Raw genomic sequence first — 17,041 nt, 5'->3', positions numbered from 1 at the left:
GTCGTTTTCTGTGCGCCAAATCGGCGTCGAGGCGATGGCAAGTCTTTCGCGGCGTCTCACGTCGGAGCGGACGGCGTGCGCCGTCCTGCGCCCGGGCGGCGCGCGGCAGCAGGGGAGGCGCATCCGATCGCGATGGCTCGTGCCGTCGCCGCCCGCAAGCCGTGCGCCCGCGCGGCGCAGCAATGGGATTTCACGTTCACCGCGCGCCACTTCGCAAAGGGAGAACCCATGTTCAGCAGACAAGCCAAGGTTATTGTCGATGGCGGCATCCGTCGCCTCGCCACCCCCGCGCGAGGCTATGATGTGCTGCGCGACCCGGCGCTCAACAAGGGCACCGCCTTTTCCCCGGCGGAGCGCCGGGCGCTGGGCCTGGAGGGCCTGTTGCCGCCGCTGGTGACCACCGAGCTCGAGCCCCAGCTCGATGTCGCCTACCGGGCCTACCATGCCGCCCCGACCGACCTGGCGAAGCATATCTACATGTGGCGCCTGCACGACAACAACGTCACGCTGTTCTATGCGCTGCTGCAGCGCCATATGCTGGAAATGCTGCCGGTGGTCTACGACCCCGTGGTCGGCGAGGCGATCGAGGCCTATAGCGAGGTGATGACCCGCCCCCGCGGCGTCTTCCTGAGCATCGACGATCCGCACGGCGTCGAGGCGAAGCTGGCCGCGTTCGGGGCCGGCGCCGACGACATCGACCTGCTGGTGGCCAGCGATGCCGAGGAGATTCTCGGCATCGGCGACTGGGGCTCCAATGGCATCGATATTTCCATCGGCAAGCTTGCCGTCTACACCGCCGCCGCCGGCGTCGATCCGCACCGCGTCATCCCGGTGGTGCTCGACGTGGGCACCAACAATGAGAAGCTGCTCAACGACCCCCGCTATGTCGGCTATCGCCATGCCCGCGTGCGCGGCCCGGCCTATGACGACTTCATCGAGGCCTATGTGAGCGCGGTGAAGAAGCTGTTCCCCAAGGCGATGCTGCACTGGGAGGATTTCGGCTCCACCAACGCCCGCCGCATTCTCGGCCGCTACCGGGACAAGGTCGCCACCTTCAACGACGACATGCAGGGCACCGGCTCGATCGTCATCGCCGGCCTGCTCAACGCGGTCGCCCGCACCGGCACGCCCTGGAGCGAACAGCGCGTGGTGGTGTTCGGTGCCGGCACGGCGGGCGTCGGCATCGCCGACCAGATCCGTGACCTGATGGTGCGTCACGACGTGCCGCAGGAGGAGGCCATCCGGCGGGTGTGGCTGGTGGACCTGCCGGGCCTGCTCACGCAGGGCATGGCGGACGGCCTGCTCGACTTCCAGCGACCCTATGCGCGCCCGGAGGCGGAGGTGGCCGGCCTCGCCCGCACCGGCTGCGAGCCGATTCCCGCGGCCGAGACCCGCTGGCCCGAAATGTCGGCCTTGCGCGCCGCCGCGGCGGCGAAGGGCGGCCTCATCGATCTCGCGACGGTGGTGGCCGCCGTGAAGCCCACCATTCTCATCGGCACCTCCACCACGCCCCAGCAGTTCACCGAGAACATCGTGCGCACCATGGCGGCGCATGTGGAGCACCCGATCGTGTTCCCGCTCTCCAACCCGACCGTGCTGCACGAGGCCACGCCGACCCAGATCCTCACCTGGACCGCAGGCAAGGCCTTCGTCGCCACCGGCGCGCCGTTCGACGATGTGGTGCTGGACGGCGTGACCCATCGGATCGGCCAGGCCAACAATGCCGCGCTCTATCCCGGGCTCGGCTTCGGGGTCATCGTGTCGCGCGCCACCAGGGTGTCCGACGAGATGGTCTTCGCCGCCGCGCGGGCGGTGGCCGGCCAGGCCCCGGAACCGGCGCCGGGCGCCTCGCTCCTGCCCTCGAACGCCGACCTGCGCATCACCTCCAGCGTGGTTGCCATCGAGGTCGCGCGCACCGCCATCGCGCAGGGCCTGTCGCGGGAGAAGCCGGAAGACGTGGTCGAGGCCGTGCGCGCCGCGCAATGGTGGCCGCTCTATTGCCCGGTGGACGCGGTGTAGCGTCCCGGGGGGCAGGTATCGGTGCGCGGCAAACGCGCACCGATACGACGGGCCGGCGCCGGTGTCGTTTCGGTGCCCGGGAGGCCGCGACGGGCAGTGCGCGCTGGCGACGCCGCGGCGACGCCGGTTGCATGTGGCCAAGGGGGCGACCAACAGTGCGGCCCAACAATGCGGCCCAACAGTGCGGCCAAGGATGAGCGCAGGCACGAGGGCACCTCGCATCATGGCCTTGATCGTCGCGCCCGCCTTGGTGCGCATGGCCGGTGGCGCGGCGGCGGGCACGGCAGGATGGTGCACACGGGCCCCGCCGCGCTTCGGAGCCTGGAACGGGTGCCGTCTTCGGCTCGGCGTTGGCTCGCGGTCGGCGGTGACCCTTCGGACGGTTCCCTCGACCGGTTGGCGGGCCTGCGGGAGGCCGCGTCCGGGGCGCGGCCCCACGCGAGGCCGACGGCGGCCCGGTTGGGCGCGGTGCGAAGGGGGATGGCCGGCAGCATGCGCGCTTTGGCCTTCGACAGGCATCCGCCTTATGCCGGACGAGGAGCCGCTGGCGGACCGAGGGAGTGAGGCTCACCCCGCGCGATCGGGCTGCCGGGGCACCGGGCCGGATCACGTCCTCTGGCGTCGTGCTCGTCACCGGCCAAGGGGCGATCGGTTGATGAGCCCGACCTTGGACCAGTCCATTCTCGCTCTTCTGTGAGTGAGTGATTACCGCTGCGGACGTTCGATGTCTTCGGTCGCGAAATGAGCCGGTCGTGCGGGATTCCCGGTGTTCCAAAAAACTGATGAGTTTTGCGTTCAATGGTTTTATATTTATATATAATATTTTATTTTGTATTTTAGTTCAAAAAATTATGGAACTAAATATTAATTTATCGGGGGTGGTAAGTATTGGAGGCAGCGGGCCGGGTGCCGTCCGGCGCGAGGAGGGGCGCCGTGGTGGCCCGGGGCCGACTGCGATTGCCCTTGATCGCCTCACTTTAGGTTCATACAAATTCTGCATGCAATGGGGGCGTGCATGTCAGTCGATTCGTCGGTCGAGCCAGGGGACGAGGGCGGGGACGAGGGCGGGGACGAGGGCGGGGACGAGGGCGGGGACGAGGGCGTATTTCAGGGCCAGTTGCCGATTGCCGAGAAGCTCGATCGGGCACGAATGGAGCTGCTCGACCTTTCAGCCCGCAACCGACTCCTCAACATGCCGCGTTCCGCAAAGAGCGCACGCTCCATCGAGATCGTCGACGAGAAAAGCGCCGAGATTTTTCGGCTTCTTGTCCGTGAGAACAAAGTCTTTACATTCGTCGCTGGAAAGTCGGCTCGATCTGAGGACGAGGGCGCAGGTGCGCAGGCCGACGAGATCACCGATCTCGCGCAACCCGAAGACGATGTCGCTGACGAACGTGGCGTTTTCAGCCGACATGCAGACACCCGGCTTCAGACGCGCCTGACGCCGAAGGGGCTCCAAAAGCGGCTGCTGGAACTTTATTTCGATGCCCGCACCCTGGAGGAGGAGCAGGGTGTCAACATCCTGTATCTGACGCTTGGGACACTGAAGTGGCTTGACCCTGCAAACGCCGGAAACATCCGGTTTGCGCCGCTGCTGCTCGTGCCGGTCTCGCTTCAGCGCGGCAATGCGGGAGAAAAGTTCAAGCTGTACGCGCGGCCCGAGGATTTCGCCTCCAACCTGTCGCTGGAGACCTATCTCGACCGGGTCCACGGCATTCGCCTGCCGGATTTCGAGGCATCGGACATTTTCGACCCCATCTCCTACATGGAGGGCGTCGCGGAGGCGGTCGCGGCCAAGACCGGCTGGAGCGTTCAGCACGATGAGATCGCGCTCGGTTTCTTCTCCTTCGCGAAGTTCCTGATGTATCGCGATCTCGACCCGCAGACCTGGCCCGTCCATGCACGGATCAGCGAGCGGCCGCTGATCAAAGGCCTGCTCTCGGACGGATTCGATGGCGCCGACGGGATGATCCCCGAGGACGCCAACATCGATCCGTTCATTTCGCCGGCCGACATGGTTCATATCGTCGACAGCGACAGCAGCCAGGCCCTCGCCATCCACGAGGTTCGGCGTGGCCGCAACATGGTGATCCAGGGCCCGCCCGGGACCGGCAAGAGCCAGACCATTGCCAATGTGATCGCCTCCGCCGTTGCAGATGGCAAGACCGTGCTCTTCGTCGCTGAGAAAATGGCGGCCCTGGAGGTGGTGAAGCGGCGGCTCGACGCCACCGGCGTCGGCGCCGCCTGCCTGGAGTTGCACAGCAACAAGGCCAATAAGCGCGCCCTGCTCGACGAGATCCGCCGAACCTGGGAGCTCGGCGTTCCGCGCGTGCCCAATGCCGGATCGCTCTACGCCCGCCTCACCGAGGCGCGCGACCGACTGAATGCCCATGCCGCGCGGCTGCACGGAGCGCATCCCAGGGCGGGCCTCACCCCCTATCAGGTCATCGGACAGCTCGTTCGTCTCAGGCTCGCTGATGAGGCGCCCAACGACATCACGCTGGAAAATCCCGAGAACTGGACACGCGACGAGTTCCGCGAACGGCATGCGGTCTTGTCGGAGCTGGTTGAACGCGTCGATGTCATCGGCACACCGTCGGACCACGTCTGGAATGGCGTCGGTCTCGTCACGGTCTCTCCCATGGAGGTGGAGCGGCTGGCGGCGCGGTGTGCCGCGCTCGGTGACCGGTTGGCGGCGTTCGATGCGGATCTGGGTGCCCTGTCGCAGCGGCTGGAACTGGAAAAGGCGCCGACCTTCGATGCGGTCTCCGCCTCGCTGGATCTGGCGCGGCGGATCGCCGACGCCCCTGATCTGACACCCCAGGCGCTTGCCTCCACCACCTGGATCGCGGAACGCGAGGCGATCGCGTCCCTGCTGGCCAGCGGCGAGCGCCATGGGCAGCTGCGGGCGGACCTTGGCAGCGCATTCACCGAGGTCGCATGGACGACGGATCTACAGGCGGACAGGAACACGCTGGCGCGCCTGCCCGCATCGTTTGCGTCAGAGGCCTTCGCGCGTCTGGCACGTCTCGTGGACGGCCTGCCCCGCCTGAAGGAGGCAGCCGACGCCCTGGCTGACGCCATGGGACGTCCTCTCCCGCTCACGCTGGCGGACGTCCAACGCCTGGCAAAGGTTGGCGAGCGCGTCGCGGTTGCGCCGCAGGCGCCAGCCGAGGCGTTTGCCGCCGAAGCCTGGAACGACCCCATCGACCCCATCGCCGATCTGGCCGGGGCCGTCCGCGCGCTGGAGCAAGCCCGTGTCGATGTGGGCGCAAGCCTGTTGGACGCGGCCTGGGCGACCGATCTGTCTGAAGCCCGAACCACCCTTGCGGCCCATGGGGAGAGCGTCTTCAGGCTCCTCAGCGGCGCATGGCGCCGCGCCAACCGCCTCGTTCGCTCCCTGCTGTCGACCCCCGATCAGCCTCTGGCGGACACCCTGAAACAGCTTGATGCGTTGGCGCGTGGCCAGTCTGCCGCGCGGATGATCGCGACTGAAGACGATTTGGGGCGACGTGCTTTCGCCTCCGCATGGCGCGGGGATCGCTCGGCATCGGCCCCGCTTTTGGCCCTTGTCGACTGGATGCGCACGCTGACGGGGCTCGGCGCCGAACCGCGTGTCGTTGCCGCACGACAGCCCGATCCGGTGCTGATCGCCTCCCGTGTTCAGCGCACCGAGAGGCTTCTGGCTGAACTGATCCCGCTCATCGAGCTGCTCTGGAACGAGCTGCCAAGCCCGAATCTCCTGTTCGGGGACGCCCTGTCCTCTGAAAGAGCGGAGCTGGGCGTCTTGTTCGCGTCGGTTTCCCATTTCCATCGCGCCGATCAGGTCACGGCGGCCATCGCGATCACCAGGCCAGCGTCGTTGAGCGAGCGCATCGCGTCGTTCGACACGCTGATCGAGGGACAAGCCTGTGCCCGGGCGCTGCAAGACGCGGATGCGCTGGGCGCGCGCGCCTTCGATCGCGCATGGCAGGGGCAGAACAGCGATTGGGGTGCCCTGCAGCGTGCCGCCCAATGGATCGACGCCAACGCAGACATCCGCCTGCTCGCGAGCCGGATCGCGGAGCGTCCCGCTCTCGCGGATCAGGCGTCCAGGATCGGGAAGAGCCGTGCCGAACTGGCGGGCGACATTGGACACCTTCTGTCCGACCTGCGCTTCGATGTTGCGCAGGGCTTTGGCATTCAGGACATGGGTGCCATCCCGATCGCTCGTCTGGGCGCGCGCCTGAGCGACTGGGCAAGGACCGGCGAGCAGCTCTCCAAATGGGTGGCCTACCGTGATCGCGCGGATCGCGGCTGCCGGCTTGGCTGCCGGGATGTGGTCGACAGGCTGGAAGATGGCCGGCTGAAACCCGGCGAGGTGATGCCGGCTTTCGCGATGGCCTATTACGAGGCCGTTCATTCGGATCAGGTCCGGCTCAACCCGGATCTCGGTCGGTTCGACGGAACGCTGCATGGGCGTCTCGCGCGCGAATTCGCCGATCTCGACCGGCAACGGATTGCCCTTGCGAGCGCGGAGGTCGTGCAGGCCCACCATGGTCGTGTCCCCTCGCGGGACGGGGGCGCGGTCGGCCCGCTCGGCGTGCTGCGCTCGGAGATGCAGAAGAAGCGCGGCCACATGCCGATCCGCAAGCTCATGGAACGCGCGGGTCCCGCGGTGCAGGCGATCAAGCCCGTCCTCATGATGAGCCCGTTGTCGGTGGCACAGTTCCTTACCCCGGGCGTCTTCGACTTCGATCTGCTGGTCATGGACGAAGCGAGCCAGATCCAGCCCGTGGATGCGCTTGGCGCCATCGCGCGCGCGAATCAGGTCGTGGTTGTCGGCGATCCCAAGCAGCTGCCCCCCACGGCCTTCTTCGCGAAGATGACAGGCAACACCGACGACGAGGAGGAGGACGGCCAAGGTCGCGTCACGGACATCGAAAGCATTCTCGGCCTGTTCACCGCAAGGGGGCTGCCGACGCGGATGCTGCGCTGGCACTACCGGAGCCGGCATCAATCGCTCATCGCCGTCAGCAATCGCCAGTTCTATGAAAGCAAGCTGTTCATCGTTCCCAGCCCCTACACCGCGGAGGCGGGCATGGGACTGCGCTTCCACCACATTCCCGACGGCTTGTTCGATGCCGGCGGCACGCGGACCAATCAGGTCGAGGCCAGGATCGTGGCGCGTGCGATTATCGACCATGCACGTCATTATCCCGAGTTGTCGCTCGGGGTTGCTGCCTTCTCCGCGGCGCAGAGCCGTGCGATCCTCGACCAGCTGGAGCTGTTGCGGCGCAGCCTGCCGCCCGAAACGGAAGCCTTCTTTCAGCAGCATCCCGCGGAGCCCTTTTTCGTCAAGAACCTGGAGAACGTTCAGGGCGACGAGCGCGATGTGATCTTCATCTCCGTTGGCTACGGACCCACGACCCCGGGTGCCCGACCGCCCATGCGTTTCGGGCCGCTTGGCTCCGCAGGTGGAGAGCGGCGCCTCAACGTGCTCATCTCCCGCGCCAAGCAGAGATGCGAGGTCTTCTCGTCGATGACCGACGAGGACATCGATCCGGATTTCGCCCAGACCCGCAAGGGTGTGTTCGCCTTCCGCCTGTTCCTGCACTTCGCCCGCACCGGCCGCCTGACCATGGCCGAGAGCACCGGCCGGGAGCATGACAGCGTGTTCGAGGAACAGGTCGCCAAAGCCTTGCAAGACCGTGGCTACCAGGTTCACCGGCAGGTCGGGCTTGCGGGTTTCTTCATCGACCTTGCCGTCGCCGATGCCGAACGGCCGGGGTGCTACCTGCTGGGGATCGAGTGCGACGGCGCCTCCTACCACGGCGCGCGCTCTGCCCGGGAGCGTGACAGGTTGCGCCAATCGGTTCTCGAAAGTCATGGCTGGGCCATCCAGCGTGTCTGGAGCACGGATTGGTTCCAGCGTCCCGCGGAGCAACTGGCGCTCCTCATAGATCGGATCGAAACCGCCAAGGCGGACCATGACGCGGGAGCCAGCCGCCGGGCGGCGCGGGCCGTGCCCTTGGAAATCGTCACCATCGAGCGCGCGGACGCGACGCAGATCGGTCTCGTCCCTTCCGGCGAAGAAGAGACCGTCAGCGAGCGTCTCTATGTCGAGGCGGTCCTGAACCCGCCCGTGGATCGGACAGGCGAACTCCATGAAACGCCAACAGGCGTTCTCGTCGCTCTGGTCGAAGAGGTCGCGCGGGTGGAGGGGCCGGTCCATCTCAATGAGGTTGTCGATCGCGTTCGCGACTCCTGGGGCCTGAAACGCAGCGGCCCCCGCATTCGGCAGGCCGTGGAGGCGGCGGTCGCCGTTGCCGTCGAGACGCGACGGATCGAGCGATCCGCTGATTTCCTTTCGGTTCCCGGCGCACCTGTTCGTGTCCGGGACCGAAGCCTGGCCCGCTCCTCCACCTTGCGCCGGGCGGAGATGCTCCCGCCCAGCGAGATCCGCGAGGCCATCCTCGAGGTCGTGCGCACCAATTTCGGTGCCACTCCCGATCAACTGGTCCAGGCTGTTTCCCGGATGTTCGGCATCAGATCGACAAGTGCGGCGGTTCGCTCCGTGATCCAGGCACAGGTGGACGAGATCGTTTCAGCGGGTGGATTGATGACGCAGGCCGGAGTCCTGCTTCAGGCCCCGTCCCCGGAATAAGCCGGCCCCGCGTTCAAGAAGGCTTTGGCGCAGCGGCCGGGTCCCGCCGCCGCGCCAAGCTCCGCGCGCGATATGGCGCGAAGGCTGGCGTGATCCGGCATAAATGCCCAGGGCGCGGGCGAAGGGCCGTGCCACGGCCGCCTCACTGGGCCACATCGAGCACGATCTTCCCGAATCGGCCGCCGGTCTCCATCCGGCGATGCGCCTCGGCCGCTTGCGCGCGCGGGAACACCGCGCCGACCAGTGCTTCAGCCGGCCATCGGCGAACATCGGCAGCGCGCCTTCCGCGAAGCGCCGGACCATGACGCGCTTCTCTTGCGCGGCCCGCGATTTCATCACCGTGCCGATGAGGCGCAGGTGGTCATGCAGCACGAGCGAAAGTGGAACGCTGGCCTCGTCCTGCCCGCCCAATAGGCCGACCTGGACGAGGCGCCCGCCGGGAGCGAGGCTGCGCAGGGTGCGCGCGAGATAGTCCGCGCCGACGAAGTCGACGATCACATCGACTTCGCGCCCGCCGGTGGCCTCACGCACGCTCTGCGCGAAATCTTCGGTGCGATAGTCGAACACGGCCGGCGCGGCGAGGGCGAGAACATTGGGGCGCCACGCAGACTTGCCGTCGCGAAGACGCGTGTCCGGAGGGCGTGGGCGATCTCGACGCCGGCGGAGTCCACACCGCCGGCCGCCACGTGGACCAGCTCCGCCCCGCCGCTGGCCGCCCCGCCCAGATGCACGACGGCTTCCCATGCGGTGACAAAGGCGTCCATCCCCGCCGCCGCGCCGATCGCGTCGAGGGTGTCGGGAATGCGCACCGCCATGCCGCGGTCGACACGGGCAAACGCGGCATAGCCACCGCCGCCGACGACGGCCATCACCCGCTCCCCCGGCCGGACATCGGTGACCGCGTTGCCGACAGCCACGATCTCGCCGGCGACGTCCGGCCCGAGCAGGGTGCCGTCGCCATAGCTTTGACGGCCGTAATAGCCCTGTCGCCGCAGCAGATCGGCGCGGTTGACGCCGGCCGCGTGCATCTTGACCAGCAGATCACCGGCGCGCGGTTCCGGTATCGGCGCCTTGGCAAGGCGGAGGACGTCCGCCGCGCCGAAGGTGTCGTACAGGCTCGCCTTCATTTCAAGGCCGCCCTGGCGACCGCGCGGCGGGCGATGCTGGCGGCAAAGAGGGGAGTCTCGCGGCGGTTGTGGTCGCCGCCGGCCTCCTGCCGGGCCGCTGCGGCCTGCGCGAAGGTCTGGCCGTGGGCGGCGAGGAACTCCATGAACACGTCGGTGGGGTGGGAGGTGACGCGGTTGGTGTAGCGGGTGCGTCCGCCTTCGATGGCCTCGGCGATCAATTCCCAGATCACGTTGACCTGGGTCCGCCCGACCGCCGTGAACACGTCGGAAATGGACTTCATCCGGCAGTAGCTGGGGGTGGCCTCCTCGGCGACATAGTGCTGGATGACCAGCCCGGTGCCGATCATCTCGACATTGATGACCATGCGGCGGCCGTCATCCGTTGTCGTCACGCCGGAGCCGATATGGTCGGGCGGGCAGCAGCGCAGATATTCCGCCTCCGGGAGGTTGAACAGCCAGTCGGCGATGTCGACCGTTTCCAGTGGCACGTCGATCTCCGCGGTATAAGCGGATTGCGAGAGGAGCTTGTCGGTCAGGATTTTCATGGCATTGCCTCATGAATAAACGCGTGTGTCGGACACGGGGGATCGCCCTGCCGGCAGCGGAGCGGCGATGTGTTGAGGAACGGCACTCAGCTGTGGTACGCGCAGCCCCTTCGGGCTGCCTCGCTCCGCCCGGCCCATCGTGGTCCGGCGATGCCGTGTCGCCGCGGTGTGAATGGCGCGACTATGCGTGGGGCTGCGATCGGCGATAAGCCGGAGCCTCCTGGAAACGGCTTTGCCTGGATCGCAAAGATGAGACCCCATTTCGCCGAATTCCTCGGCACCTTTGTGGACGTCGTGCGGGCGGGGAGCTTTTCCGGCGCGGCCCGTCGACGCGCGGTCACGCCCTCGGCGATCGTGCGCCAGATCGACGCGCTGGAGGAGGACCTCGGCGTTGCCCTGCTCGTGCGCTCGACGCGTGCGCTCACACTCACCGATGCCGGTCAGCGGCTGCATGAAAGAGCGCTGCGGCATCTCGAAGAACTGGCCGACACCCACGCGGAGGTCGCCGCCTTCGACGGTTCGATGTCGGGCACGCTGCGGATCGCCTGCCTGCCGACCTTCGGCAAGCGCTATGTGCTGCCGGTGGTCGCGGCGTTGCAGGCCGCGCATTCGGCCCTGCACGTGGAACTCGACCTGACGGAGCGTCTGGCCGACCCGGTGATCGAGCGTCTCGACGTCGTCATCCGCATGGGGACGCTGGTCGACAGCACGCTGATCGCGACGAAGCTTGCGCCCCTGACGCGGTTGTTGGTGGCGAGCCCGGCCTATCTGGCCAGGGTGCGCGCGCCCGACAGCGTGGTCGATCTGTCATCGCATCGCCTGCTGGACAAGCTGCATGGCGCCGATCTTCTCGGCTGGCGCGATGTGCTCGGTTGTCCGGCCGGCCATGGCGGGAACGGCACGGTGACGTTTCGTTCGGATGATTTCGAGGCCCTGCGCGCGGCGGCCGAGGCCGGCCTGGGGGTGGCGTTCCTGTCGAGCTGGGTGGTTGGCCCCGATGTCAGGGCCGGGCGGCTGGTGCGGTTGCCGCTCGCCGGCGAGACCTGGAACGAGGCGCCGGCCGGCATCTACCTCCTGCGCGCCCTGCCGCAGCCGAGCGCAAAGGTTAGAGTCTTCACTGAGGCCCTGCGGGCATCCATCGGGACTCCCCCCGTCTGGGAGCCGTGATCGGTGTTTGAAATGAGCGTTACCGCCGGGGCGCCCCCGGGCGTCTGATCGGCCGGGCGCTCCCTCGGCTGCGGCTCTGGTCCGCCGCGCCGGGCAGGCAGGGGGCGCCACACGGGGCGGGCGCGCGGCGGCTCTGCGTCAGCGTGCCCTGTCGGCCGGATGTCTGTCTCGGCCAGTTGTCTGTCCTGCGTCACCGCCGTCGCGTCGGGGTGAGCAATGCACACGAGCCGACCGCAACGCAAAGGGCCTGCCGCAGCTTGCGGCAGGCCCTCGCGGTTCTTGAACACCTCTTCTTGGCCGCCTGCGCCAATCTTCTACCATCGGCCCCGGTCTTCGACCGGTGCCAAGTGGGTCCGCTCAAGCGCCGCGCGGGCTTGACCAAAGGCCCATGAGTCACGCTCATGGGCCTTTGGTATTCGGCCGCCGATGAGCCGAACTCCGGCGTCAACGGCTCATCCTTTGGGAGCCACGACAACCATGCGCGGCGGGCTCAGCTGCAGCCGGTGGTTCCGCCGCAGGTCTCGCACTTCAGGCAGGTGCCATTGCGCACCATGGTGAAGTTCATGCACTCCGGGCAGGCCTCGCCCTCATAGCCCCTGGCGCGGGCTTCCGCCCGGGCCTCCGCCTTGCGGGCGGAGGGGCTCCAGGAGAGGGTGGTTTCCAGGCCAAGATCGACCGCCGGCGGCTCCGGCTGGGGCTCGGCCTCGGGAACCTTCAGCTCGGCCACCTCGGTCTTCAGCGCGGTGACGCCCTCGCTGCGGGCGCGCAGCACCGTCACGTTGTCGCCGCTCGGGCGGGGCTCGGCGGCGGCCACCGGGGCGGCGGTGGGCATCAGGTTCACGGTCTTGCCGCGCACCAGGCCCTTGGAGACGATGCGCGCCGCCGGGCTGGTGGGCGCCTTGCCCTCGTCGGCGCCCTTGCCCAGAGCGTCGAAGCCGGTGTCGTGGGGGTCCACATGGCCGAGGTCGTTGCGGCCGAGATAGGACACCGCCAGCTCGCGGAACACATAGTCCAGCATCGAGGTGGCGTACTTGATGGTGTCGTTGCCCTGCACCGGGCCGGCCGGCTCGAACCGGGTGAAGGTGAAGGCGTCCACGTATTCGTCCAGCGGCACGCCGTATTGCAGGCCGAGCGAGATGGCGATGGCGAAGTTGTTGAGGAGCGAGCGAAGGGCCGCGCCCTCCTTGTGCATGTCGATGAAGATCTCGCCGAGCCGCCCGTCGTCATATTCGCCGGTGCGCAGGTAGACCTTGTGGCCACCCACCAGCGCCTTCTGGGTGTAGCCCTTGCGGCGGTCGGGCATCTTCTCGCGTTCGCGCACGCGGTGCTCGACAATGCGTTCCACCACCCGCTCGACGATCTTCTCGGCGACGACGGCGCTGCGGGTCGCGGCCGGCTGGGCCAGCACGGCGTCCACGGCGTCGTCCTCGTCCTCGTCGTCCGCCACCAGCTGGGCGTTCAGCGGCTGCGACAGCTTGGAGCCGTCGCGATAGAGGGCGTTGGCCTTCAGCGCCAGCCGCCACGACAGGAGATAGGCGGCCTTGCAGTCCTCGACGCTGGCGTCGTTGGGCATGTTGATGGTCTTGGAGATGGCGCCCGAGATGAAGGGCTGGGCCGCCGCCATCATGCGGATGTGGCTTTCCACCGACAGGTAGCGCTTGCCGAGCCGCCCGCAGGGGGAGGCGCAGTCGAACACCGGCAGGTGCTGCACCTTGAGGTGCGGCGCGCCCTCCAGGGTCATGGCGCCGCACACATGGATGTTGGCGGCGTCGATGTCGGCCTTGGAGAAGCCAAGGAAGGCCAGAAGGTCGAACTTGGGGTCGGCCAGCTGCGCGGCGGGCACCTTGAGCGCGTCCCTCAGGAACTCCTCGCCGAAGGTCCAGCGGTTGAACGCGAACTTGATGTCGAAGGCGGTCTTGACCGCCGCCTCCGCCTTCTGCAGGGCGGCGTCGGTGAAGCCCCGGGCGCGCAGGGTCGAATGGTTGATGGCCGGGGCCTGAGCCAGCGAGCCGTGGCCCACCGCATAGGCCTCGATCTCGGCGATCTCGGCCTCGCCATAGCCGAGCGCGCGCAGCGCCTCTGGCACGGCGCGGTTGATGATCTTGAAATAGCCGCCGCCGGCCAGCTTCTTGAACTTCACCAGAGCGAAGTCGGGCTCGATGCCGGTGGTGTCGCAATCCATCACCAGGCCGATGGTGCCGGTGGGGGCGATGACGGACACCTGGGCGTTGCGATAGCCGTGGCGCTCGCCCAGTTCCAGGGCCCTGTCCCAGGCCGCGGCGGCGTGCACCACCAGCCGCGCCTCCGGGCAGGAGGCGCGATCGAGCGGCACCGGCGCGACGGCGAGGCCTTCATAGCCGGCCGCCTCGCCATAGGCGGCGCGGCGGTGGTTGCGGATCACCCGCAGCATGGCGTCCGCATTGGCGCCATAGGCCGGGAACGGGCCGAGTTCCCGCGCCATCTCGGCGGAGGTGGCGTAGCACACGCCGGTCATGATGGCGGAAAGCGCGCCGCAAATGGCCCGGCCCTGGGCCGAATCATAGGGAATGCCGCTCGACATGAGCAGGCCGCCGATATTGGCGTAGCCCAGGCCCAGGGTGCGATACTCATAGGAGAGCTCGGCGATGCGGCGCGAGGGGAACTGCGCCATCAGCACCGAGATTTCGAGCACGATGGTCCACAGCCGCACCGCGTGCTCGTAGCTCGCAACGTCGAACTGCCTGGCGGCATCGCGGAACTGCAACAGGTTCAGCGAGGCGAGGTTGCAGGCCGTGTCGTCCAGGAACATGTATTCCGAGCACGGGTTGGAGGCGCGGATGTCGCCACCGGCCGGGCAGGTGTGCCAGTCGTTGATGGTGGTGTGAAACTGGATGCCGGGGTCGGCGCAGTGCCAGGCGGCGGCGCCGATTTTCTCCCACAGATCGCGGGCCTTGAGGGTCTTGGCCACCTTGCCGTCGGTGCGGCGGATGAGGTTCCAGTCGGCGTCGGCCTCCACCGCGCGCAGGAAGGCGTCGGTGACGCGCACCGAATTGTTGGAGTTCTGGCCGGCCACCGAGATATAGGCCTCGCCGTCCCAATCGGTGTCGTAGATGGCCAGGTCGATGTCCTTATAGCCCTGGCGGGCATATTGGATCACCCGGCGGATGGCGGCGTCGGCGACGGCGGCCTTGCGGGCGGCCTTGATCTCGCGCTTGAGGGCTGGGTTCTTCTCCGGGTCGAAGCACGAATCGCCCTGGCCCTCGCAGTTCACGCAGGCCTTGAGGATGGCCTTGAGGTGCCGGGCGTTGAGCTTGGAGCCGGTGACGAGCGCCGCCACCTTCTGCTCCTCGATCACCTTCCAGTCCACATAGCCTTCGATATCCGGATGGTCGGCGTCCACCACCACCATCTTGGCGGCGCGCCGGGTGGTGCCGCCGGACTTGATGGCGCCCGCCGCGCGGTCGCCGATCTTGAGGAAGCTCATGAGGCCGGAGGACCGGCCGCCGCCGGACAGCCGCTCGCCCTCGCCCCGCAGCGACGAGAAATTGGTGCCGGTGCCGGAGCCGTACTTGAACAGGCGCGCCTCGCGCACCCACAGGTCCATGATGCCGCCCTCGTTCACGAGGTCGTCGGCCACCGACTGGATGAAGCAGGCGTGGGGCTGGGGATGCTCATAGGCCGAGGTGGAGGCCTGCGCGGTGCCGCTCTTGTGGTCGACATAGAAATGGCCCTGGCCCGGCCCGTCGATGCCATAGGCCCAGTGGAGGCCGGTGTTGAACCATTGCGGCGAGTTGGGCGCCGCCATCTGCATGGCGAGCATGTAGCGCAGCTCGTCGAAGAAGGCCTGGGCATCGGCTTCGGCGTCGAAATAGCCGCCCTTCCAGCCCCAATAGGTCCAGGTGCCGGCGAGGCGGTCGAAGACCTGCTTGGCGGAGGTCTCGCCGACCACGCGCTCCGTCTCCGGCAGGGCCGCCAGGGCCGCCTCGTCGGGGGCCGAGCGCCACAGGAAGGCGGGAACGGTGTTCTCCTCCACCTTGCGCAGTCGCGCCGGCACGCCGGCCTTGCGGAAATATTTCTGGGCGAGGATGTCGCTCGCCACCTGCGAGAATTGGGCGGGAACCTCGATCCCCTCCTGGCGGAACACCACCGAACCGTCCGGATTGCGGATCTCGCTCACGGTCTCGCGGAACGGAATTTCCGCGTAAGGGGAACGGCCCTCCTGCGTGTAGCGACGTTCAACGCGCATGACCGGTGCTCCTTCGCTCGGCCCCGCCAGAGCCGAAGAGTATAACAGCTAAATGTAGCGGGCGTGACCGGTCGGCGAGCGGGCCGCACGGCACCGCCCCTGACCTTGAGCTACATGTCGAGAAACGCGACAAACGTTCCCACCGATCCCGTGACCGAGAGGAACGCCCGACGAACAGGAGGCGACGCTAGGCGAGTCCTCCGGGATCGTCAAACGAAGTTTCGGCTTGATCTGGTGTATCCAGGTGCCACTGCTACTAAATATAGTAGCCAATAATCCGTTAACAAAGGGTAACGAGGCCAGTGCTGGAGCGGGTTTTCGCCTTGCGCCGCCGCGCCCGGGCAGGCGAGCGGCGTTGGCGGAGTCGTTCCCGTCTTCCACAGGCCGCGCCGCCGCGCGGCGCCTTCCCCCGGGTCGGCCCGGCCGGCATCACAAGATATGGGGGGTACCCTGGGGGCGCCACGCCGCGCGGCCCGCCGGCCGAGGGGCGGGCGGGCCGGGATGGGCCGGAGGTGGCGATGGGGCGAAGGATCAGGCCAGGGGAAGGGCGGCCGGCGCGCCGGGCGCGTCGCCAAGCGGGGTGTCGAGCACCGGCGCGGTCATCACATGGGCGCGCATGGCGGCGCCGGCCTCGGTGCGCTCGCCACGCAGGATGGCGGTGAGCACCCGACCATGCTCGGCGTAGGACTGGGCAAGCCGCTCCAGGCCGCGATATTTGTCGCGCAGGAAGGGACGCAGCCTGATCCGGGTGGTCATCGCCAGTTCGGACAAGTAGTCATTGTGGCAGCCCGCGTTGACCGCCGCGTGAAAACGTTCGTCCAGGCAGTCGCACTGCGCTTCCTCGCCGGAGCGGATGGCGGCCGCGAGGTCCGCATGGAGCCGCTCCAGGCCGGCGCGTTCGGCCGCCGTCATGTGTACGGCCGCGAGCGCCGCGCACAGGCTTTCAAGTTCGCCCATGGCCTCGAACATGCCCCTTAGCCGCTCCGAGGAGGGGTGGGCGACGAGGGCGCTGCGATGGGGCCGCGCTTCCACCAGTCCGGAGGCGGCGAGATCGCGGATGGCTTCCCGCACCGGGGTGCGCGAGACGCCGTAGCGCTTGGCGATCTCGACCTCCTCCAGCGCCGTTCCGGGGGCGAGCCGCCCGCTGGTGATTTCGTCGGCGATCTGAAGCCGAAGCTCCTCGGTGCGCGTCACGGCGCGCACCGGCGTGGCGCGGCGGCGGGCGCGCGGCCGACCTGCGGGGGACTCGGTCTCGGTGTCGATGGCGTTCCACATGGCGCCACGAAGCTAATGCAAACCGCTGCCGCGCCGG

Annotated in this window: 8 protein-coding genes; 3 read left to right on the top strand and 5 right to left on the bottom strand. The window is 67.9% G+C overall.

All coding sequences use genetic code 11. The features are described from left to right. The first annotated feature begins 228 nt into the window (after window positions 1-228). Together V5F53_RS10665 and V5F53_RS10660 are read left to right on the top strand one after the other, a co-directional pair. Window positions 229-2,019, top strand: a complete 1,791-nt coding sequence (locus tag V5F53_RS10665; protein ID WP_393996412.1) for an NAD-dependent malic enzyme — start codon at window positions 229-231, stop codon at window positions 2,017-2,019. 1,015 nt (window positions 2,020-3,034) lie between these two features. Further along, entirely contained in the window at window positions 3,035-8,665 is a 5,631-nt protein-coding gene (locus V5F53_RS10660) for a DUF3320 domain-containing protein (RefSeq protein WP_393996411.1), read from the top strand. On the opposite strand, the gene V5F53_RS10655 is transcribed toward V5F53_RS10660, so the two are convergent. The 3 genes from V5F53_RS10655 to V5F53_RS10645 are packed head-to-tail and all read right to left on the bottom strand — an operon-like array spanning window position 8,606 to window position 10,337. Continuing rightward, window positions 8,606-9,232, bottom strand: coding sequence for a zinc-binding dehydrogenase (locus tag V5F53_RS10655; protein WP_445329442.1), 627 nt, complete (start codon window positions 9,230-9,232; stop codon window positions 8,606-8,608). The two genes, V5F53_RS10660 and V5F53_RS10655, sit on opposite strands and share 60 nt — an antisense overlap. After that, a complete protein-coding gene (locus V5F53_RS10650) occupies window positions 9,160-9,792 on the bottom strand; it encodes an alcohol dehydrogenase catalytic domain-containing protein (RefSeq protein WP_393996410.1) in 633 nt (210 codons plus the stop codon). The genes V5F53_RS10655 and V5F53_RS10650 overlap by 73 nt, the downstream gene beginning before the upstream one ends. Next, a complete protein-coding gene (locus tag V5F53_RS10645) occupies window positions 9,789-10,337 on the bottom strand; it encodes a hypothetical protein (protein WP_393996409.1) in 549 nt (182 codons plus the stop codon). Before V5F53_RS10645 ends, V5F53_RS10650 begins: the two co-directional genes overlap by 4 nt. A gap of 249 nt (window positions 10,338-10,586) precedes the next feature. On the opposite strand from V5F53_RS10645, the gene V5F53_RS10640 reads away from it, so the two are divergent. Next, a complete protein-coding gene (locus tag V5F53_RS10640; protein ID WP_393996408.1) occupies window positions 10,587-11,504 on the top strand; it encodes a LysR family transcriptional regulator in 918 nt (305 codons plus the stop codon). A gap of 490 nt (window positions 11,505-11,994) precedes the next feature. Here the strand turns inward: V5F53_RS10640 and V5F53_RS10635 are convergent, their stop codons facing one another. Then, window positions 11,995-15,729, bottom strand: a complete 3,735-nt coding sequence (locus tag V5F53_RS10635; RefSeq protein WP_393996407.1) for a vitamin B12-dependent ribonucleotide reductase — start codon at window positions 15,727-15,729, stop codon at window positions 11,995-11,997. 531 nt (window positions 15,730-16,260) lie between these two features. Then, window positions 16,261-17,004 carry a GntR family transcriptional regulator gene (locus V5F53_RS10630; protein ID WP_393996406.1) on the bottom strand — a complete coding sequence of 248 codons (744 nt, stop codon included), beginning with the start codon at window positions 17,002-17,004 and terminating at the stop codon, window positions 16,261-16,263. Window positions 17,005-17,041: the final 37 nt, after the last annotated feature.

It is taken from the genome of Xanthobacter cornucopiae, from assembly GCF_043195065.2.
Classification (GTDB): domain Bacteria; phylum Pseudomonadota; class Alphaproteobacteria; order Rhizobiales; family Xanthobacteraceae; genus Xanthobacter.
This window is presented reverse-complemented; position numbering and strand designations above follow the sequence as displayed.